The 15,469-nt window shown below is 47.1% G+C and carries 15 protein-coding genes; 9 read left to right on the top strand and 6 right to left on the bottom strand.

Annotated elements, in window-relative coordinates:
- Positions 1-109: 109 nt before the first annotated feature.
- Positions 110-1,402, bottom strand: coding sequence for a tyrosine--tRNA ligase (tyrS, locus tag D791_RS17260; RefSeq protein WP_036514303.1), 1,293 nt, complete (start codon positions 1,400-1,402; stop codon positions 110-112).
- Between the two features lie 160 nt (positions 1,403-1,562).
- Here tyrS and D791_RS19320 point away from each other — a divergent pair, with 160 nt between their 5' ends.
- Positions 1,563-2,879: a M23 family metallopeptidase gene (locus D791_RS19320; protein WP_051514652.1), complete on the top strand. Its 1,317-nt coding sequence runs from the start codon at positions 1,563-1,565 to the stop codon at positions 2,877-2,879.
- On the top strand, positions 2,876-3,979 hold the full coding sequence (locus tag D791_RS17250) for an anhydro-N-acetylmuramic acid kinase (RefSeq protein ID WP_036514300.1): 1,104 nt from the start codon (positions 2,876-2,878) through the stop codon (positions 3,977-3,979). Before D791_RS19320 ends, D791_RS17250 begins: the two co-directional genes overlap by 4 nt.
- A gap of 80 nt (positions 3,980-4,059) precedes the next feature.
- Here D791_RS17250 and erpA read toward each other — a convergent pair whose 3' ends face one another.
- Both erpA and argC read right to left on the bottom strand, forming a co-directional pair.
- Entirely contained in the window at positions 4,060-4,407 is a 348-nt protein-coding gene (gene erpA / locus D791_RS17245) for an iron-sulfur cluster insertion protein ErpA (RefSeq protein ID WP_036514297.1), read from the bottom strand.
- A gap of 64 nt (positions 4,408-4,471) precedes the next feature.
- Positions 4,472-5,506: an N-acetyl-gamma-glutamyl-phosphate reductase gene (argC, locus tag D791_RS17240; RefSeq protein ID WP_036514294.1), complete on the bottom strand. Its 1,035-nt coding sequence runs from the start codon at positions 5,504-5,506 to the stop codon at positions 4,472-4,474.
- 168 nt (positions 5,507-5,674) lie between these two features.
- Here argC and hemL point away from each other — a divergent pair, with 168 nt between their 5' ends.
- Positions 5,675-6,970: a glutamate-1-semialdehyde 2,1-aminomutase gene (gene hemL / locus D791_RS17235; RefSeq protein ID WP_036514291.1), complete on the top strand. Its 1,296-nt coding sequence runs from the start codon at positions 5,675-5,677 to the stop codon at positions 6,968-6,970.
- A gap of 14 nt (positions 6,971-6,984) precedes the next feature.
- Positions 6,985-7,590 carry a hypothetical protein gene (locus tag D791_RS19315; protein ID WP_051514651.1) on the top strand — a complete coding sequence of 202 codons (606 nt, stop codon included), beginning with the start codon at positions 6,985-6,987 and terminating at the stop codon, positions 7,588-7,590.
- Here D791_RS19315 and D791_RS17225 read toward each other — a convergent pair.
- Both D791_RS17225 and mrcB read right to left on the bottom strand, forming a co-directional pair.
- Positions 7,580-8,224 carry a tetratricopeptide repeat protein gene (locus tag D791_RS17225; protein ID WP_036514288.1) on the bottom strand — a complete coding sequence of 215 codons (645 nt, stop codon included), beginning with the start codon at positions 8,222-8,224 and terminating at the stop codon, positions 7,580-7,582. The genes D791_RS19315 and D791_RS17225 overlap by 11 nt on opposite strands.
- A 10-nt stretch (positions 8,225-8,234) precedes the next feature.
- Positions 8,235-10,595, bottom strand: a complete 2,361-nt coding sequence (mrcB, locus tag D791_RS17220; protein WP_036514285.1) for a penicillin-binding protein 1B — start codon at positions 10,593-10,595, stop codon at positions 8,235-8,237.
- 45 nt (positions 10,596-10,640) lie between these two features.
- On the opposite strand from mrcB, the gene D791_RS17215 reads away from it, so the two are divergent.
- Positions 10,641-12,182 (top strand): bifunctional aminoglycoside phosphotransferase/ATP-binding protein, encoded by a 1,542-nt coding sequence (locus D791_RS17215; RefSeq protein WP_036514283.1) that lies wholly within the window; start codon positions 10,641-10,643, stop codon positions 12,180-12,182.
- Between the two features lie 2 nt (positions 12,183-12,184).
- On the top strand, positions 12,185-12,505 hold the full coding sequence (locus tag D791_RS17210) for a Rieske (2Fe-2S) protein (RefSeq protein ID WP_036514280.1): 321 nt from the start codon (positions 12,185-12,187) through the stop codon (positions 12,503-12,505).
- Here D791_RS17210 and D791_RS17205 read toward each other — a convergent pair.
- Positions 12,500-13,672 carry a pyridoxal phosphate-dependent aminotransferase gene (locus D791_RS17205; RefSeq protein ID WP_036514277.1) on the bottom strand — a complete coding sequence of 391 codons (1,173 nt, stop codon included), beginning with the start codon at positions 13,670-13,672 and terminating at the stop codon, positions 12,500-12,502. The genes D791_RS17210 and D791_RS17205 overlap by 6 nt on opposite strands.
- A gap of 252 nt (positions 13,673-13,924) precedes the next feature.
- On the opposite strand from D791_RS17205, the gene dksA reads away from it, so the two are divergent.
- Genes dksA through D791_RS20125 form a run of 3 tightly spaced genes read left to right on the top strand, consistent with a single transcriptional unit; the run spans position 13,925 to position 15,467 of the window.
- Positions 13,925-14,356 carry an RNA polymerase-binding protein DksA gene (gene dksA / locus D791_RS17200; protein ID WP_036514275.1) on the top strand — a complete coding sequence of 144 codons (432 nt, stop codon included), beginning with the start codon at positions 13,925-13,927 and terminating at the stop codon, positions 14,354-14,356.
- 58 nt (positions 14,357-14,414) lie between these two features.
- Positions 14,415-15,299, top strand: coding sequence for a tRNA glutamyl-Q(34) synthetase GluQRS (gluQRS, locus tag D791_RS17195; RefSeq protein WP_036514273.1), 885 nt, complete (start codon positions 14,415-14,417; stop codon positions 15,297-15,299).
- Positions 15,300-15,467, top strand: a complete 168-nt coding sequence (locus D791_RS20125; protein WP_157682421.1) for a hypothetical protein — start codon at positions 15,300-15,302, stop codon at positions 15,465-15,467.
- The last annotated feature ends 2 nt before the right edge of the window (positions 15,468-15,469 follow it).

Raw genomic sequence — 15,469 nt, 5'->3', positions numbered from 1 at the left:
CTCCCCCGGAAGGCTTGTCTCTCAAGCGAGGCGCGAATATTAAAGAGGTTTTTAGGAGAGGTCAACTACTTTTTAAAAAAAAGAGTAACTTCTTTAAATCAATAAGACTCTATCGGTAAAACAAGTGATGTTTCTTCTTACCCAACTTGACCAGATAGTAACGGCCAAAGCGGGCATTCGACTCTGAGAATACTTGGGATGCTTGCATGTTTTGCTCCACACCACATGCCAAATCATTCACCATCACCGAGTTACGCTGCAATGCATCTTTAACTTGCTTACCATTGGTTGCAACCTCCGCATCCACCAGCAAGCCTGTCAAAGACAACTCACTCAAGTTCGCAGGCAACGCTGAAGCAGGCAACCCGTCTTGCTTCAATTGCTCATAATCACTTTCGTTCAAGCTATCCATCTCGCCTGAAAATAAAGCCTGAGTAATGCGCTGAGCTGCCTGCAGAGCTGAATCACCGTGCACTAAGCGTGTAACTTCATTAGCGAGAACACCTTGCGCTTTAGGCTTACCCTCTGACGCCTTATCATCTGCCTCAAGAACTTCAATCTCTTCTACACTTAAGAAGGTAAAAAACTTCAGAAAGCGGTACACATCCGCATCAGGTGTTTGCAACCAGAATTGGTAGAACGCATAAGGAGAGGTTTTTTCCGGCGCCAACCATACAGCGCCACCCTCTGTTTTACCAAACTTGGTACCATCCGATTTTGTAATCAATGGCAACGTCAGACCATGAACTGACTTTCCATTCATGCGACGAACAAGATCAATGCCACCAGTAATATTACCCCATTGATCAGAACCGCCAATCTGCAGCGAGCAGCCATGCTGCTGATTCAATACTTGGTAATCGTACGACTGCAGAATCTGATAAGTAAACTCAGTAAAGGAAATACCGGAATCTTCACGCTCTATACGCTGCTTAACCGACTCCTTCGCGATCATTTTGTTAACCGTAAAGTGCTTGCCGATATCACGCAAGAAGGTCAGCACATCAACACTTGCCGTCCAATCATAATTATTCGCCATGATGGCACCGTCTTTATCATCAAAACGGATAAACTGACTGATTTGCTGCTTAAGACGATTACTCCAATTGGCCACCACGTCCGCAGAGTTCAATTGACGCTCTTGCGCCTTGAAGCTCGGGTCACCAATCAAGCCTGTAGCCCCGCCCACCAACGCAATAGGACGATGTCCATAATCCTGGAAGCGCTTCAACATCAGCAAAGGAACCAAATGACCTAAATGAAGACTATCTGCCGTCGGATCGAAGCCACAATACAAAGTTACCACATCCTTCTCAAGGTGCTCTTTCAATGCTTGCTCGTCGGTGGTCTGAGCGATTAGCCCACGCGATTTTAAATCTTCGATCAAAGTTGGTTTACTCATCTTCCTATCTATCCAATTGAGTTAAGGTTAACCCACGATTTTACAGGGTCGCGGACCCGATTGACAAACAACCTATCCCTTTGAGAGTATAAATTGTATTTTTTGATTATTTTTTAGCCACCAGCATCCTCTTTTAGCATTCGAGAATCACTTAAACCTCATGACATCTCAGCTACGCACCTATTTAGTTCCTTTCATTTTGTGTTTGCTAGCAGTGATCCTATTTTTTCAAAACATAAATTTTGAACCTACAGATAACTCAAGCTCAGTTGAAACCGAAATACTCATTGAAGAAAAACACGTCACCACTTTTTCAGTTTTACCTCTCTCACAAACATCCGCACATACTCATCCGAATTCCGCTTGGGTCAGCTACCCACTGGATGAGAACACTGATCTTCATGAAGCACTCAGTAAAGCAGGTATCAGCGCATCTGATATTGCGTCCTTACTTAAAGAACAAAGCTTCGAAGATATCAAACGCCAACATTCATTCATTGAGCGTATGTCGCTTGTTTTTGATGCCTCTACCCTTTTAACACTGAAGTTTTTCTCTAAGGATACTGAGTGGGAGTTTATTCGCACATCAGATGAGTGGCACGTTCAAGTGAATAACGCCCCGGCTTCTCCGCAACTTCGCCGCCTCAACCTTGAGATCAATGGACGTCTTTATCCTGCATTACGTAGCATGGGTCTAGATAGGAAAATTTACCGTCAATTGCTGGATGCCCTCGATAACTACATTGACCTTGATCTACTCAATCAGTCACCTTACGCTCTTAATTTACTGATATCAGAACAACCACGACACCTAGCGCCCACCGAACCCCTACAACTATTAGCTTTTGAGTTCAAATCAGAGACTGCATTTTTACAACTCTACCACCACACATCAAAGCACAGCGTAACTGGCTTTTTTAAAGCGGATGGCACAGGCTTAGCGCATACATTCTTATCGGCACCCTTAGAACATGCTCGAATTAGCTCACCTTTCCAACGCAACCGTCTACACCCCTTACTTGGTTACGCTCGCCCTCACCGAGGCGTTGATTACGCAGCACCTATGAACACCCCCATTTATGCAACTGGCCATGGAAAAATTACGTTTCGAGGGCCCGATGGTGGATTTGGCAATACCATCATCATTGAGCATCCCAAAGGAATTTCAACTTTATACGCTCACATGAATGGCTTCGCTAAAAACACACAAGTGGGCACCCCTGTTACAAAAGGCCAACTCATTGGCTATGTTGGCATGTCTGGCTTAGCCACAGGCCCCCACCTTCATTATGAGTTCCGAATCCATGGTGAACACCAAAACCCTTTAACCGCAAAAAGCAAAGATCTAGTCACGATCCCTCAAGCAGAGCGAGCGTTATTTGAACAAAATGTTGTGAAACTCACCCAGCTTCTAGAGCCATCTTCCGAACCTTTGCTTGCTTCCTATAAACCTTACAACGAGCCTCAATACCCATGAGTCATTACTTTATCGGAATCATGTCAGGCACCAGCCTAGACAGTATCGATAGTGTTTTAGTCAGTTTTGATACAACATTCAAACTGCATGGAACCTACCGTGAAGCCATCCCATCTGATTTAAAAGAGAAAATATTAAGGCTCACCCAACCAGGCCAATCCGAAATAGAAGCACTCGCTCATTTAGATCCATTATTAGGAGAGATATTTGCTAGTAATGCACGCGCCTTACTGGAGAAATATGCTGTAGCAGAGAAGGATATCATTGCCATTGGCTGCCATGGACAAACACTGCGCCACTATCCAGAGCAGGGCTTTAGCTTACAAGCGGGTGATCCGAACATTATATGTGAGCGAACAGGCATCTTAACCATTGCCGATTTTAGACGGCGAGACTTAGCATCAGGTGGGCAAGGCGCCCCCTTAGTACCTGCGTTTCATGATCACTTGTTTCGCTCAGATCAACAGAATCGGATTATTGTTAATATTGGAGGAATGGCCAACCTAACCTTTCTACCCGCCGATCCAAGTGCTCAAGTCTTAGGCTATGACTCAGGGCCCGGCAACGTGCTACTGGATGCGTGGATACATCAGCATAAGCAACGGCATTTTGATGAACATGGAGACTGGGCCAACTCTGGCCACATTCATACAGAGCTGTTACAAACTCTGCAAAGCCATGATTACTTCAAACTAACACCGCCTAAAAGCACAGGGCGAGAGGCTTTTCATCTTGACTGGCTAGAAAACGTCATCAGCACTATCGCAACACCTATCCTGCCCGAAGATGTACAAGCAACGCTCACTGAACTCACTGCTTCAAGTATTTGCGATGAAATAAAACGATTAGAAAAAGATGACAAGGCCGATATCTTTCTATGCGGCGGCGGGGCACACAACGCTTTCTTAAAATCACGCATAGAACAGCACTTAGGGAGACCAACCCTAAAAACCGACTCATTAGGCTTGGATGCAGACTGGGTCGAAGCCTGCGCGTTTGCTTGGCTCGCATGGCGTACACTGCACCACAAAACAGGCAACTTACCTGATGTAACGGGCGCAAAAGGGAAGCGCATACTCGGAGGGATCTACTATCCGTAGAGGACATTAAATAGGTAAAAAGAGTTAGAGCAAGAATACTAGCCCATCCTCCAACAAGGAAAATGGGCTATCAAAGACGATCAGATAGAAAATGAGGATCCACAGCCACAAGTCGTTGCCGCATTCGGGTTTTTGATCATAAACTGCGAACCGTGCAACCCTTCTTGGTAATCCACTTGAGCGCCAATCAAGTATTGAAAGCTCATAGGATCCACCAACAAAGTCACGCCATCGGTCGTGATTGCCGTATCATCCTCGGCAACCTCTTCGTCAAACGTAAAGCCATACGAAAACCCAGCACAACCGCCGCCCGTAATAAACACACGCAACTTTAGACTCTCATTTTCCTCTTCTTCAATCAATGCCCTGACTTTTGCAGCGGCTGATTGCGTAAAATAAAGAGTTGTTTCTTCAGTCGATTCTGTCATTGCTCGATAACCTCATTGCGGACAGAGCATTCTTACAAAACCAAGCAAAGCAGTCAAGTATTACCTAAGGCATCAATGCAACTTGGGTCAAGCCTTCATTTTCAGGTCGATCAAACATGATATTCATGATTTGAACCGCCTGACCCGATGCTCCTTTAACAAGATTATCAATCACAGACAACACCACAACTGTGTCATCATTTTGCGGCCGATGCACACTAATTCTACAGACATTCGACCCTTTTACGCTGCGAGTTTCTGGATGACTACCGGCTGGCATGACATCTACGAAGGGCTCATTAGCATAGCGCGCTTCAAACAACTCTTGCAGTCCTGAGTCAACAGGGTCTTTCAGTACCGAATAAAGCGTTGCATGAATACCACGTATCATTGGTGTTAAGTGAGGCACAAAGGTCAGCCCGACTGGCTTATTGGCCGCTCTCGCCAAGCCTTGACGAATTTCGGGTAAATGGCGATGTCCAGGTACGCCGTAGGCTTTCATGCTCTCGCTGGTCTCACACAATAATGCCCCAACACTTGCACCACGACCTGCTCCGCTCACGCCTGATTTACAATCAGCAATCAAACGTCTGTGATCAACCCAACCCTTCTCTAACAAGGGTAAATAACCGAGCTGAACAGCGGTAGGATAGCAACCAGCACAACCAATTAATTGAGCGGTGCGAATCGCTTCCCTGTTGACCTCTGGTAAACCATATACCGCCTTTTCAACCAATTCAGGGCAAGTGTGCGTGTGGTTATACCACTTTTCCCATAAAGGAATGTCTTTAATCCTGAAGTCTGCGCCCAGATCGATGACCCGCACACCTCTATCAATGAGCTCTGGCGCCATGCTCATGGCTACACCGTGAGGGGTAGCGAAAAAAACAACATCACAGGCCGCCAGCGTTTCAATATCCGGAACGGTAAATCCAATATCCAAATGACCTCGGAGGTTAGGATACATATCGGCCACTAAAACACCTTCTTCGGAGCGTGACGTAATCACTTCGACCTTTGCAAAAGGATGATTTGCCAGAACCCTGAGTAACTCAACCCCGGTATACCCCGTGCCACCTACTATACCTACTTTAATCACCCTAACCTCTCAATCTAATGTCAGTTGTGCAGCGTAATGCTCTTAACTCTGTATGATACACATAGGTTATGACAGCTTTTAAACCCATATCATACAAATCTGATTCAATAATCACTATTATAGACAGACTAATGGTGTTCAGAATACTTATTAAAGGATAGTTTATTCATGTCAAGATCCGATGATCTCTTTCAAGCCGCTCAAGTTCATATTCCAGGGGGCGTAAACTCCCCGGTACGCGCATTTAAGGGGGTTGGTGGCACACCGATCTTCTTCAAGCGTGGAAAAGGCGCCTATATCTATGACGAAGATGATCAGCGCTACATCGACTACATAGGCTCTTGGGGTCCCATGATTCTTGGTCATGCTTACCCTCCTGTGATCAATGCTGTTCGTGAAGCTCTAGACAATGGGCTTGGCTTTGGCGCACCCACCGCCATTGAAACCAGCATGGCCGACAAGGTATGTGAGCTGGTTCCTTCGATGGAAATGATACGGATGGTCAGCTCAGGAACCGAGGCAACCATGAGTGCTATTCGCTTGGCTCGTGGTTTTACTGGGCGTGACAAAATCGTTAAATTTGAGGGCTGTTACCATGGCCACTCTGACTCACTGCTGGTTAAAGCAGGCTCAGGAGCGCTCACTCTTGGAGAACCCAATTCGCCCGGCGTACCTGCAGCACTAGCTGAGCACACCATCACTCTGACATTTAATGATATTGACTCTGTTCGCCAAGCCTTTGCTGACGTGGGCGATCAAATTGCGTGCATCATTGTAGAACCTGTTGCTGGCAACATGAACTGCATTCCACCGGTTCCAGGCTTCCTTGAAGGACTCCGTGAAGTGTGCGATCAGTATCAAAGCCTCCTGATATTTGATGAAGTGATGACCGGATTCAGAGTGGCTTTGGGTGGCGCACAAGCCTTCTACGGTGTAAAGCCTGACTTAACAACGCTGGGCAAAGTCATTGGCGGAGGTTTACCTGTTGGTGCGTTCGGGGGTCGAAAAGAGGTCATGTCTCATATTGCACCGCTTGGACCTGTCTACCAAGCAGGAACCCTATCTGGCAACCCCCTAGCGATGGCCGCAGGTTTAGCCATGCTAAATGCACTCTGCGAAGAGGGTGTGCATGAGCAATTGGCCGCTAAAGCCGAGTACTTGACTGAAGGGCTAAAAGTTCTTGCGGCAAAGCACCACATCCCATTTACAACAACCTGTGTAGGCGGCATGTTTGGGCTTTTCTTCACTGAAGCAACGGAAATCAAAGGCTTTTCTGATGCCACGAGCTGCAACACCCAGCTTTTTTCGCGGTTTTTCCACGGCATGTTAAAGCAAGGTGTTTATCTCGCCCCTTCTGCATTTGAAGCTGGTTTTATCTCAAACGCGCATACTGAAGCCGATCTAGATGCCACCTTACAAGCCGCAGACCGCGTGTTTGCAGACTTAACGCGCAACGATGTTTAACTCATGAGGCCTCAATGATTGAATCTGTTTCCCATGTGATTCTATTGATGAGCAGCAGCTTAGCAGCCGTTTGGCTGCTCAAGCGGCTGAGGTCAGCAGAGCCTGAGACTCACTACAAAGTGAGGGTTTTTGCCCTCAGCTCACTGTTTGTGACAGCCTATGCACTCTCACATCTCGTACTCACACAAGGTCCGCAACAAATGACACTTCTACAAATGACCGAAAACCTGAGTATGTACGTCGCTCTGCCGTTTATAGCCACGGTCTTTCTCGCAACGGGACAGCAGTGGCATTGGTCGATGGCAGGATGGGGACGCTGGCTTTTAGGCCTCATTGCATTTTTTGAACTATCACGCGCGATGGGGTATGCCGTGCTGTACGCACATGCACTCTCAATTGCGATTCTGCTGGCTTTATTTGCAGGAAGTCTGTTGTTCAAAAAGGCAACGGCAAAGATTAAAGGCTTAAGCAGCGCGTTCGTTGCGAGTATAGGACTTGTGTTCTTTTCTTTCATTCCTTTGATAGGAACAGCAGGGAACCCAATTTTCTTTAACTTTGCACTAGCCGCCTTCATCCCTTTAGCCGCTAGCGCACTGCTAGATGAGTTTTCTAAAACTTAGAGGCACGCTCCCTTGCCTCTTCTGCACCCGCCAAATCACCGGCCTCCGTTCTGATTTGGCTAATCAAAATCCACAGTTTTCGAAGCTGAGCTGGCTGCCCTTCAGCAACCCCTACCCCCCGCAAGGCGACCTGTTCAGCATCCAAGAACTGCCCGAACTGACGCTTTACTTCGGCCAACTCGTAATACACATCAGGCTCTCTTGGAGAGATGCGAAGCGCACGCTCCAGACGCGACTGAGCACCTCTTAGGTCACCACTATTGGTGTCAGATCGAGCGGCTTCAAGCAAAGCAACTACGGCTGTATTTTCAGGCACCGACGGTGCGGAACTTGAAGGTACTGATGGCGCAGGTGCGCTCTGTTGCGGAGTTACGGGCTGCCAAACTTCATCGGCAGGCGGCAAATCTCTTTGCATTCTAACCACCGGAATTTCACCTGGAAGCGTAACACCCAAACCTGGGTCCACAGGCGTAACTATCACACCACTTGGCGGTGTCGCGACTGGCGCGGGGGGCGTTGATTGCACAGGACGCCCTGTCCTATCTTCAACCGGAATATTCGTGAACGGATTGGAGGTTGCACAACCTGCCAATAACAGGCTCCCAGAAATCAGAATCCATTTAGTGTGTTTCATTTATCTTTCCTCATCGCAACCAATTTCTCAACCATCCACTCGACGGCTCCACCGGCGTTGGTGTATTCACTGACGGATGCTGACCACAGTCTACACTAACCTGTGGTGCAGAACCCGTGATAAAGGGTAATTGTCTTGAGCCTTGACATAAAGGGTCCGACCTCAACCCCGTTTCTTCATCTATCCAAACATACTCTATACCAGACGGACGTGCAGCCACTAGAGGTTCAGGCTTGTCACGTGCCATAAACTCAATCCATACGGGCAAGGCACCACCTGTCGACGTAAACGGTAGCTGACTATTATCATCACGACCCACCCATACGACGGCTAGCCGATTACCCGTATAGCCTGCAAACCAGCTATCACGCTGATCGCTACTGGTTCCCGTTTTACCTGCGACATTTAAAGACGTCGGTAAACGTTGATAAATACTTCGAGCCGTTCCTTCACGAGCCACTTCCTGCATCGCATACTGAATCAGATGAACATATGCAGCATCCACTTGCTGACGTAGTTGGAAAGGGTATCTCGACAACTCTTCGCCATCAGCCGTTGTCACCATTCGAATGGATCGCAAAGGCATTCTAAAACCATTTGAAGCAAAGGTTTGATACATTTCAGCGACCTCAATTGGCGCCATCCCTTGTGCCCCAAGCAACATTGATGGAAACAACTGAATATCTCGCTCAACCCCTAATCGCTTTAGAACATCCACAACTTTTGGTAGACCAATCGCCATGCCTAAGTTAACGGTGGATAAGTTTAATGAACGCGCCAACGCTCTATGCATCAGTACATTGCCATAGGTTTGCCGATCAAAGTTTTGTGGTGACCACACATCCCCATTTGGCAAACGCATATTAATCGGTGTGTCTTGCAATACGCTAGCCAGAGTGTATCCCTGCTCTAATGCGGCAAGGAAAACAGCAGGCTTACCTAAGGATCCAATTGGACGAACGGCATCCAAGCCACGATTAAAGCCTTCATAACGCGTATCTTTACCTCCGACAACAGCAAGCACCTCTCCTGTTTGAGGGTCTGTGACAACCATTGCTCCTTGAAGGTCCTTCCCTCTTGCGCCATGCCGTTTTTCAAGATCATTCAGAACCGTCACCATCGACTGATCGGCTCGTGACTGAACCAACGGATCTAAGGCCGTGAAAATCAGCAATCCTTCTGAAGACAAGTCTTCATCACGATAATCTTTACGTAACTGCCTTCTGACTAAATCAAGGTACGCAGGATAGGCCCCTTTATGAAGACTACGCGCTTGCGCGATCCCCAAAGGCAGAGCCGCCACCTCTTGGAATTGGCTATCACTAATATAGCCGTGATCCCTAAGCATACTCAAAACCAGGTTTCGACGCTGCATGGCTCTTTCAGGATTGCGGCGCGGATCATAGAAAGACGGCCCTTTCACCATCGCAACCAACAGAGCAACCTGATGCAGCTCCAATTCAGTCACCGGGCGTGAAAAATAAAATTGAGATGCTAAACCAAAGCCATGTACCGCACGAGTCCCCGACTGGCCTAAATAGACTTCATTTAAATAGGCCTCTAGGATTTCGTCTTTTTCATAACGGAAATCCATGACCAATGCCATGGGCAACTCAAGCAGTTTACGCGAAAGGGTTCGTTCAGATGTTAAATAAAAATTTTTGATCAGCTGCTGCGTCAGTGTACTTCCACCCTGCACAAAGCGGCCCGCTTGAATATTCACCCACAGTGCACGACTGATGCCCTTGATAGAGACACCATGATGCGAGTAATAGTCTCGGTCTTCCACGACTAACAACGCTTCCTTTAGAAAAGGAGGCGCTTCTTCAATCCGAATTAAATCACGATCTTCATTACTATGCGGGTATATACCGCCAATTTGAATAGGCTCCATGCGCACCAAAGGCAGGTGTTCATTACGAGCTTCATCATGCACCCGCTGCAAACGCTCGCCCGAAAACTCAAGCATCAAACGACGCTGAGGCTCTGCACCATCCGGAAAATCGAATCCTCGTGTAAGAACACGTACTCGATTGTTCGCCACTTCAACATTACCCGGCCCTTGTGCCGCATTTACAAAGCGATAACCAAGCCCCGTCAACTCCTCGCGAAGGTCCTGAATGCTAATAGACTGCCCGGGATAGAGCTCTAAGGGACGAGCATACACCTTTGCAGGTAACGCCCATCGCTTTCCTTCAAATTTTTCGCGAACCTGACCATCGACATAGATCAAAACCACCGCAAAAAAAACAGCACCCAAGATGGATAATTTTAAAAATGCAGCAAACATCCATTTAAATATGGCTCTGCCCGTAGACTTCTTTTGATTCTGACCACGTCTACGTGTGGTTTTAACTCTCTTTTTTGACATTAGACTTGTATAATCTCTGATAACAAGAGGCAGCAGCAGAGCAAAATGTTAAAAACACTGATACATTCATTAATGAATCCAGATCGTTTCCCACATCCTTGTAGCCACATTGAGGTGATTGAAACTCATATCTCGTGGCTTCTGCTGACCGGCACGTTCGCCTATAAAATTAAAAAGCCGGTTAACTTTGGATTTCTGGATTTTACATCATTAGAACAGCGCCGTGTGTGTTGTGAAGAAGAATTGCGCTTAAATCAGCGATTAGCACCCGATATTTATCAAGACGTCATTGCGATTAGCGGTACTCATAGTGACCCTAAAATCGGTGACGCCTCAAATCCCATCGAATACGCTGTTAAAATGGCGCAATTTGATCCAGAACACCGCTTGGATCGCCAACTCGCTAAACAGCTCTTTGAAGCGCGCTGGATTGACACACTGGCATTGCAGATTGCCGATTTTCACCAGCGAATCCCCATTGTGGCACAAGACAGCCCTTGGGGTGAGCCCGAAACCCTTTGGCAACTGATTTCAGACAATTATGAACATTGTAATCAAAACCCTCAAGCGCTTGAGGACTCCGTTTTGCTCTTACGCCTTCATACCCAAACCGCACAAGACTTTAAAGAGCTCGCTCCTTTGCTGATTGAGCGGAAAAAGCAAGGACATGTTCGAGAGTGCCATGGCGACTTGCATCTAGCAAACATCACCTTATTTCATGATCAATTGCGACTTTTCGATTGCATCGAATTTAACCTACAGTTTCGTTGGATCGATACACTCTCTGATCTTGCGTTTCTATTGATGGATCTAGAGGCTAATCACCAGCCTCGCTGGGCAAATCGATGCCTAAATCTGTATTTAGAAAAAAATGGGGATTATGGCGGCATCAGATTACTGAATCTCTACAAAGCTTACCGCTCTATGGTCCGTGCTAAAGTTGCATTACTGGGCGAGCACCCCGATACCGCCAGCTTCCGACATTACCTGCACCTAACTGAACGCTACTGCACTCCGCCACCTCCAGCACTTTACTTGATGCATGGTGTTTCCGGCAGTGGTAAAAGTTACTTAAGCAAACAACTGGTTGAAGAGATTGGCGCCATCCGTATTCGATCTGATGTAGAACGCAAACGATTGCATCATCAATTAAGTTTGCAAGGTGAAGAAATCGAGCTTTATAGCGCCGACATGAACACACGCACCTTCCACCGCTTACGCGATCTAGCTGAACAGCTGTTACGTTCAGGGCAAACGGTTGTCGTCGATGCCACATTTATTCGACGCATTACCCGCAAAAGCTACATCGAACTTGCTCAACGACTGAAACTGCCAGTACGCATTATTAGCTGCACCTGCAAACCTCATTTGGTTGAAGCTCGACTTGTTCGTCGCAATGAGGAGGGTAAAGACCCGTCCGATGCTGACATTCACATCATGCATCAACAAGTTACTACTCAACAACCGCTAACAGAAGACGAAAAACGCATCACTCTCCCTGTGGACACTGAGGATGATGAGGCAATAGAACAGCTGCTATCACAGCTGCGCGCACAAAACTTGCTACTCCCTCAAGGAGGTCGATAAGCATGCTTAATATCGGCCAGCTAGAGGACTTTCCAGACAACCAAGCCGTGAACCTGGATTACGACGAACAAGCCTTCATTGTGATGCGACGCAAAGATGCGGTTTACGTATACGAAAACCGCTGTCCGCATAGAGGTATTCGGTTGGAATGGCAAACCAATCAACTGATGGACATTGAAAAGCAGTTCATCCAATGCGCCACTCACGGCGCATTATTCAAACCGGAAACCGGTGTCTGCATAGCAGGTCCGTGCCGCCACCAATCGCTACGCGCTTGCCAAACCTCTATCCAGGATCATCAAGTTTACATTCTCATATCATGATTTAGAGGACGCGCAGCGAACAGCCAATCTCTCCAAGGCAGCCTCAATACGTTCAAAGCTCGTTGTATACGAAAAGCGTATATAACGCTCTGCTTGATAGTGACCGAAATCAGCACCCGGTGTAACAGCAATAAAATCGTCTTCAAGCAACTGCCAACAAAAGTCAAAACTGTTTGAGGTGAGATGAGATGCATCGGCATACACATAAAATGCACCATCAGGTACGACAGGCACCCCAAACCCCAAACGCGTCAACCCCTCTACCAGCAGATTTCGACGACGGGCAAATGCCTGACGCCTCTGTTCAAATACGCTTATTGCCTCTTCACTAAAAGCTGCGAGAGCCGCATATTGAGACAAGGTCGGTGGCGAGATAAACAGATTTTGTGCCATTTTCTCCATCTCTTTAACCGCCTCTTCTGACGCAACAAGCCACCCGAGCCGCCACCCCGTCATTCCAAAATACTTTGAAAAACTGTTAATCACGATAGCACTCGGATCGACCGACAAAACCGTATCAGCATCTGTATCGTAGGTTAAACCATGATACAGCTCATCCACGATCAGTTGCCCGCCCAGTGCATGGACTTGATTTGCAATAGCATGCAAGGAAGCTTTATCAACCAGTGTTCCAGTTGGATTAGAGGGAGAAGCCAACAAAACCCCAGCCGTAGACGACTGCCAATGCTGGGCGATCAAATCCGGCGTCAACTGAAAACGCTGTTCAGGCCCAGTGGGCACCAATTGCCCCCGAGCGTCTAGCAGACGTAAAAACTGACGATTACATGGGTAGCTCGGATCACTCATCATGATCGTTTTCCCAACATCGGCAATCAAAGAGAACGCCAACAATAGGGCACCGGACGCACCTGGTGTCACCAACACTTGCTCAGGTGTGATGCATACCTTGTAGCGCTCTGCATAAAACTGCGCAATTTTTTCTCGTAACTCAGGAATACCTGCTGCAGGTGTGTATTGCGTTTTACCTGCATTTAACGCGGCAGCAGCGGCTTGGACAATAGGGCCCGCTGTCGGAAAATCGGGTTCGCCCACCTCAAGATGAATAACATCATGCCCCAAGGCTTCTAACTCTCGGGCCCGCTTTAATAAGTCCATCACTTTAAAGGACTCGATTTCTTTTGAGCGGAGGCTCCATTGATTTTGCATAACTCTACCTGCACATCTAAAAACGGGAATACTAACCTCAACGTACCGCACCAGCATAGTGCATATCAGAGAATATCAATTTTTCATTGCTCTAGGTCTGGTTAAATGATGTCGGTTCTGGTAATTTCACCGCCTTTTAGGGCTTAATGCTAAAATACAGATCTTAAGTAGATTAGTATTAAGCTAATAACGGAAAGGCCATTTCATCTTTGGTAATGCCTTTCATTATTGCAAGCGATGTGAGGCTGTACTATGCCAACCAACAACGACTCTCAAATACATCACCCTGCACCGTATCAGGCGCAAGAGGGTGAAGAATACATGAATGATGCGCAGAAACAGCATTTTCGCGAAATTCTGCAGGCCTGGAAACAAGAGTTGATGGAAGAAGTTGACAGCACCATCACTCATCTTAAAGAGGAAGCGACTAATTTCGCTGATCCAACTGACCGTGCAAGCCAAGAAGAAGAGTTCAGCCTTGAGCTACGAACACGGGATCGTGAGCGTAAATTAATTCGAAAAATCGATGAAGCGCTAGAGCGCCTCGAAGATGATGACTATGGCTACTGTGAAGCCTGTGGTGTTGATATCGGTATACGTCGTCTGGAGGCGCGTCCGACGGCAACACTTTGTATTGACTGTAAAACCTTAGCTGAGATTAAAGAAAAGCAGCTTGGAGGTTAAACCTAAGACGGGTCAGTGTTCGCATTTCTGACCCGTACTTGTATAGACAAAACAACGCATGATATATACGGGTCGTTTTGCGCCGTCTCCTACAGGGCCACTTCACTTTGGATCATTGTTAGCCGCGCTTGCCAGCTTCCTTGATGCGCGCCATCACGCAGGAAAATGGTTAATTCGTATTGAAGATGTAGACACACCCCGTGTTGTCAAAGACGCCAACGATTGGATTCTACAGACCTTAGATGCACACGGCTTAGAATGGGATGATGCGATTGTCTATCAAAGCCAACGCCTTGACCTCTACGAAGCCCACCTAAACCAACTCATAGACCAGCAAAAGGCCTATCCTTGCGGCTGCGCACGAAGCGAGTTGGACGCTCGAAATGCACGCCACCTTTACGATGGCAAATGCAGGGAAACACCCCCAAACGCTGACGCACGCGTTGCACTTCGACTGCGCTCAGACACGATCGGATCTGAATTCACAGATCGAATACAAGGCAAGCAGGTTTTGCTTCATCCAAGACCCGACGATTTTGTTTTAAAACGTCGAGATGGGTATTTCGCTTACCAACTGGCCGTCGTCATTGATGACCATGAGCAACAGATTACTCACATTGTTCGTGGTGCTGATTTGCTGCAGGAGACCTTTAGACAACGCGACTTACAATCGCACTTCAACTTCCAAAAACTAGAGTATGCTCACATTCCACTGGCCACCTATGCAAACGGTCAGAAACTCAGCAAGCAAAATCTAGCCCCAGCGATCTCAAATAACAAGGTGGTGGAAAACTTATGCTGTGCACTCAAATGCTTGGGCCAAAATCCACCAGAAAACATGCATCAAGCGAATCGACATGAGATCATCGACTGGGCAGTCAAAAACTGGCACATTGAACAGATTCCAGCCACCTGTGTTTTACCCAATCAGCAAGAGACGTGAATGTATCAACATCGCTTACTGTTTTTATTGACGCTCAGCGGCTTTTTTATTTTGCCATCTCTGATGGATATATGGCTATTTGGAGGGACTGGATGGCTATGGCCATTTTTTATTTGGCTGATCATTATTGTTATCTCAAGCTTTATTGCTTGGCTCAAACTGCGATGAAA

The sequence above is a fragment of the Nitrincola nitratireducens genome, assembly GCF_000585235.1.
GTDB lineage: Bacteria > Pseudomonadota > Gammaproteobacteria > Pseudomonadales > Balneatricaceae > Nitrincola > Nitrincola alkalisediminis.
This window is presented reverse-complemented; position numbering and strand designations above follow the sequence as displayed.

Bases quoted from the DNA above. Each gene is read 5' to 3' on its own strand.
- tyrS (WP_036514303.1), bottom strand. From the start codon at position 1,402: ATGAGTAAACCAACTTTGATCGAAGATTTAAAATCGCGTGGGCTAATC.
- D791_RS19320 (WP_051514652.1), top strand. From the start codon at position 1,563: ATGACATCTCAGCTACGCACCTATTTAGTTCCTTTCATTTTGTGTTTG.
- D791_RS17250 (WP_036514300.1), top strand. From the start codon at position 2,876: ATGAGTCATTACTTTATCGGAATCATGTCAGGCACCAGCCTAGACAGT.
- erpA (WP_036514297.1), bottom strand. From the start codon at position 4,407: ATGACAGAATCGACTGAAGAAACAACTCTTTATTTTACGCAATCAGCC.
- hemL (WP_036514291.1), top strand. From the start codon at position 5,675: ATGTCAAGATCCGATGATCTCTTTCAAGCCGCTCAAGTTCATATTCCA.
- D791_RS19315 (WP_051514651.1), top strand. From the start codon at position 6,985: ATGATTGAATCTGTTTCCCATGTGATTCTATTGATGAGCAGCAGCTTA.
- D791_RS17225 (WP_036514288.1), bottom strand. From the start codon at position 8,224: ATGAAACACACTAAATGGATTCTGATTTCTGGGAGCCTGTTATTGGCA.
- mrcB (WP_036514285.1), bottom strand. From the start codon at position 10,595: ATGTCAAAAAAGAGAGTTAAAACCACACGTAGACGTGGTCAGAATCAA.
- D791_RS17215 (WP_036514283.1), top strand. From the start codon at position 10,641: ATGTTAAAAACACTGATACATTCATTAATGAATCCAGATCGTTTCCCA.
- D791_RS17210 (WP_036514280.1), top strand. From the start codon at position 12,185: ATGCTTAATATCGGCCAGCTAGAGGACTTTCCAGACAACCAAGCCGTG.
- D791_RS17205 (WP_036514277.1), bottom strand. From the start codon at position 13,672: ATGCAAAATCAATGGAGCCTCCGCTCAAAAGAAATCGAGTCCTTTAAA.
- dksA (WP_036514275.1), top strand. From the start codon at position 13,925: ATGCCAACCAACAACGACTCTCAAATACATCACCCTGCACCGTATCAG.
- gluQRS (WP_036514273.1), top strand. From the start codon at position 14,415: ATGATATATACGGGTCGTTTTGCGCCGTCTCCTACAGGGCCACTTCAC.
- D791_RS20125 (WP_157682421.1), top strand. From the start codon at position 15,300: ATGTATCAACATCGCTTACTGTTTTTATTGACGCTCAGCGGCTTTTTT.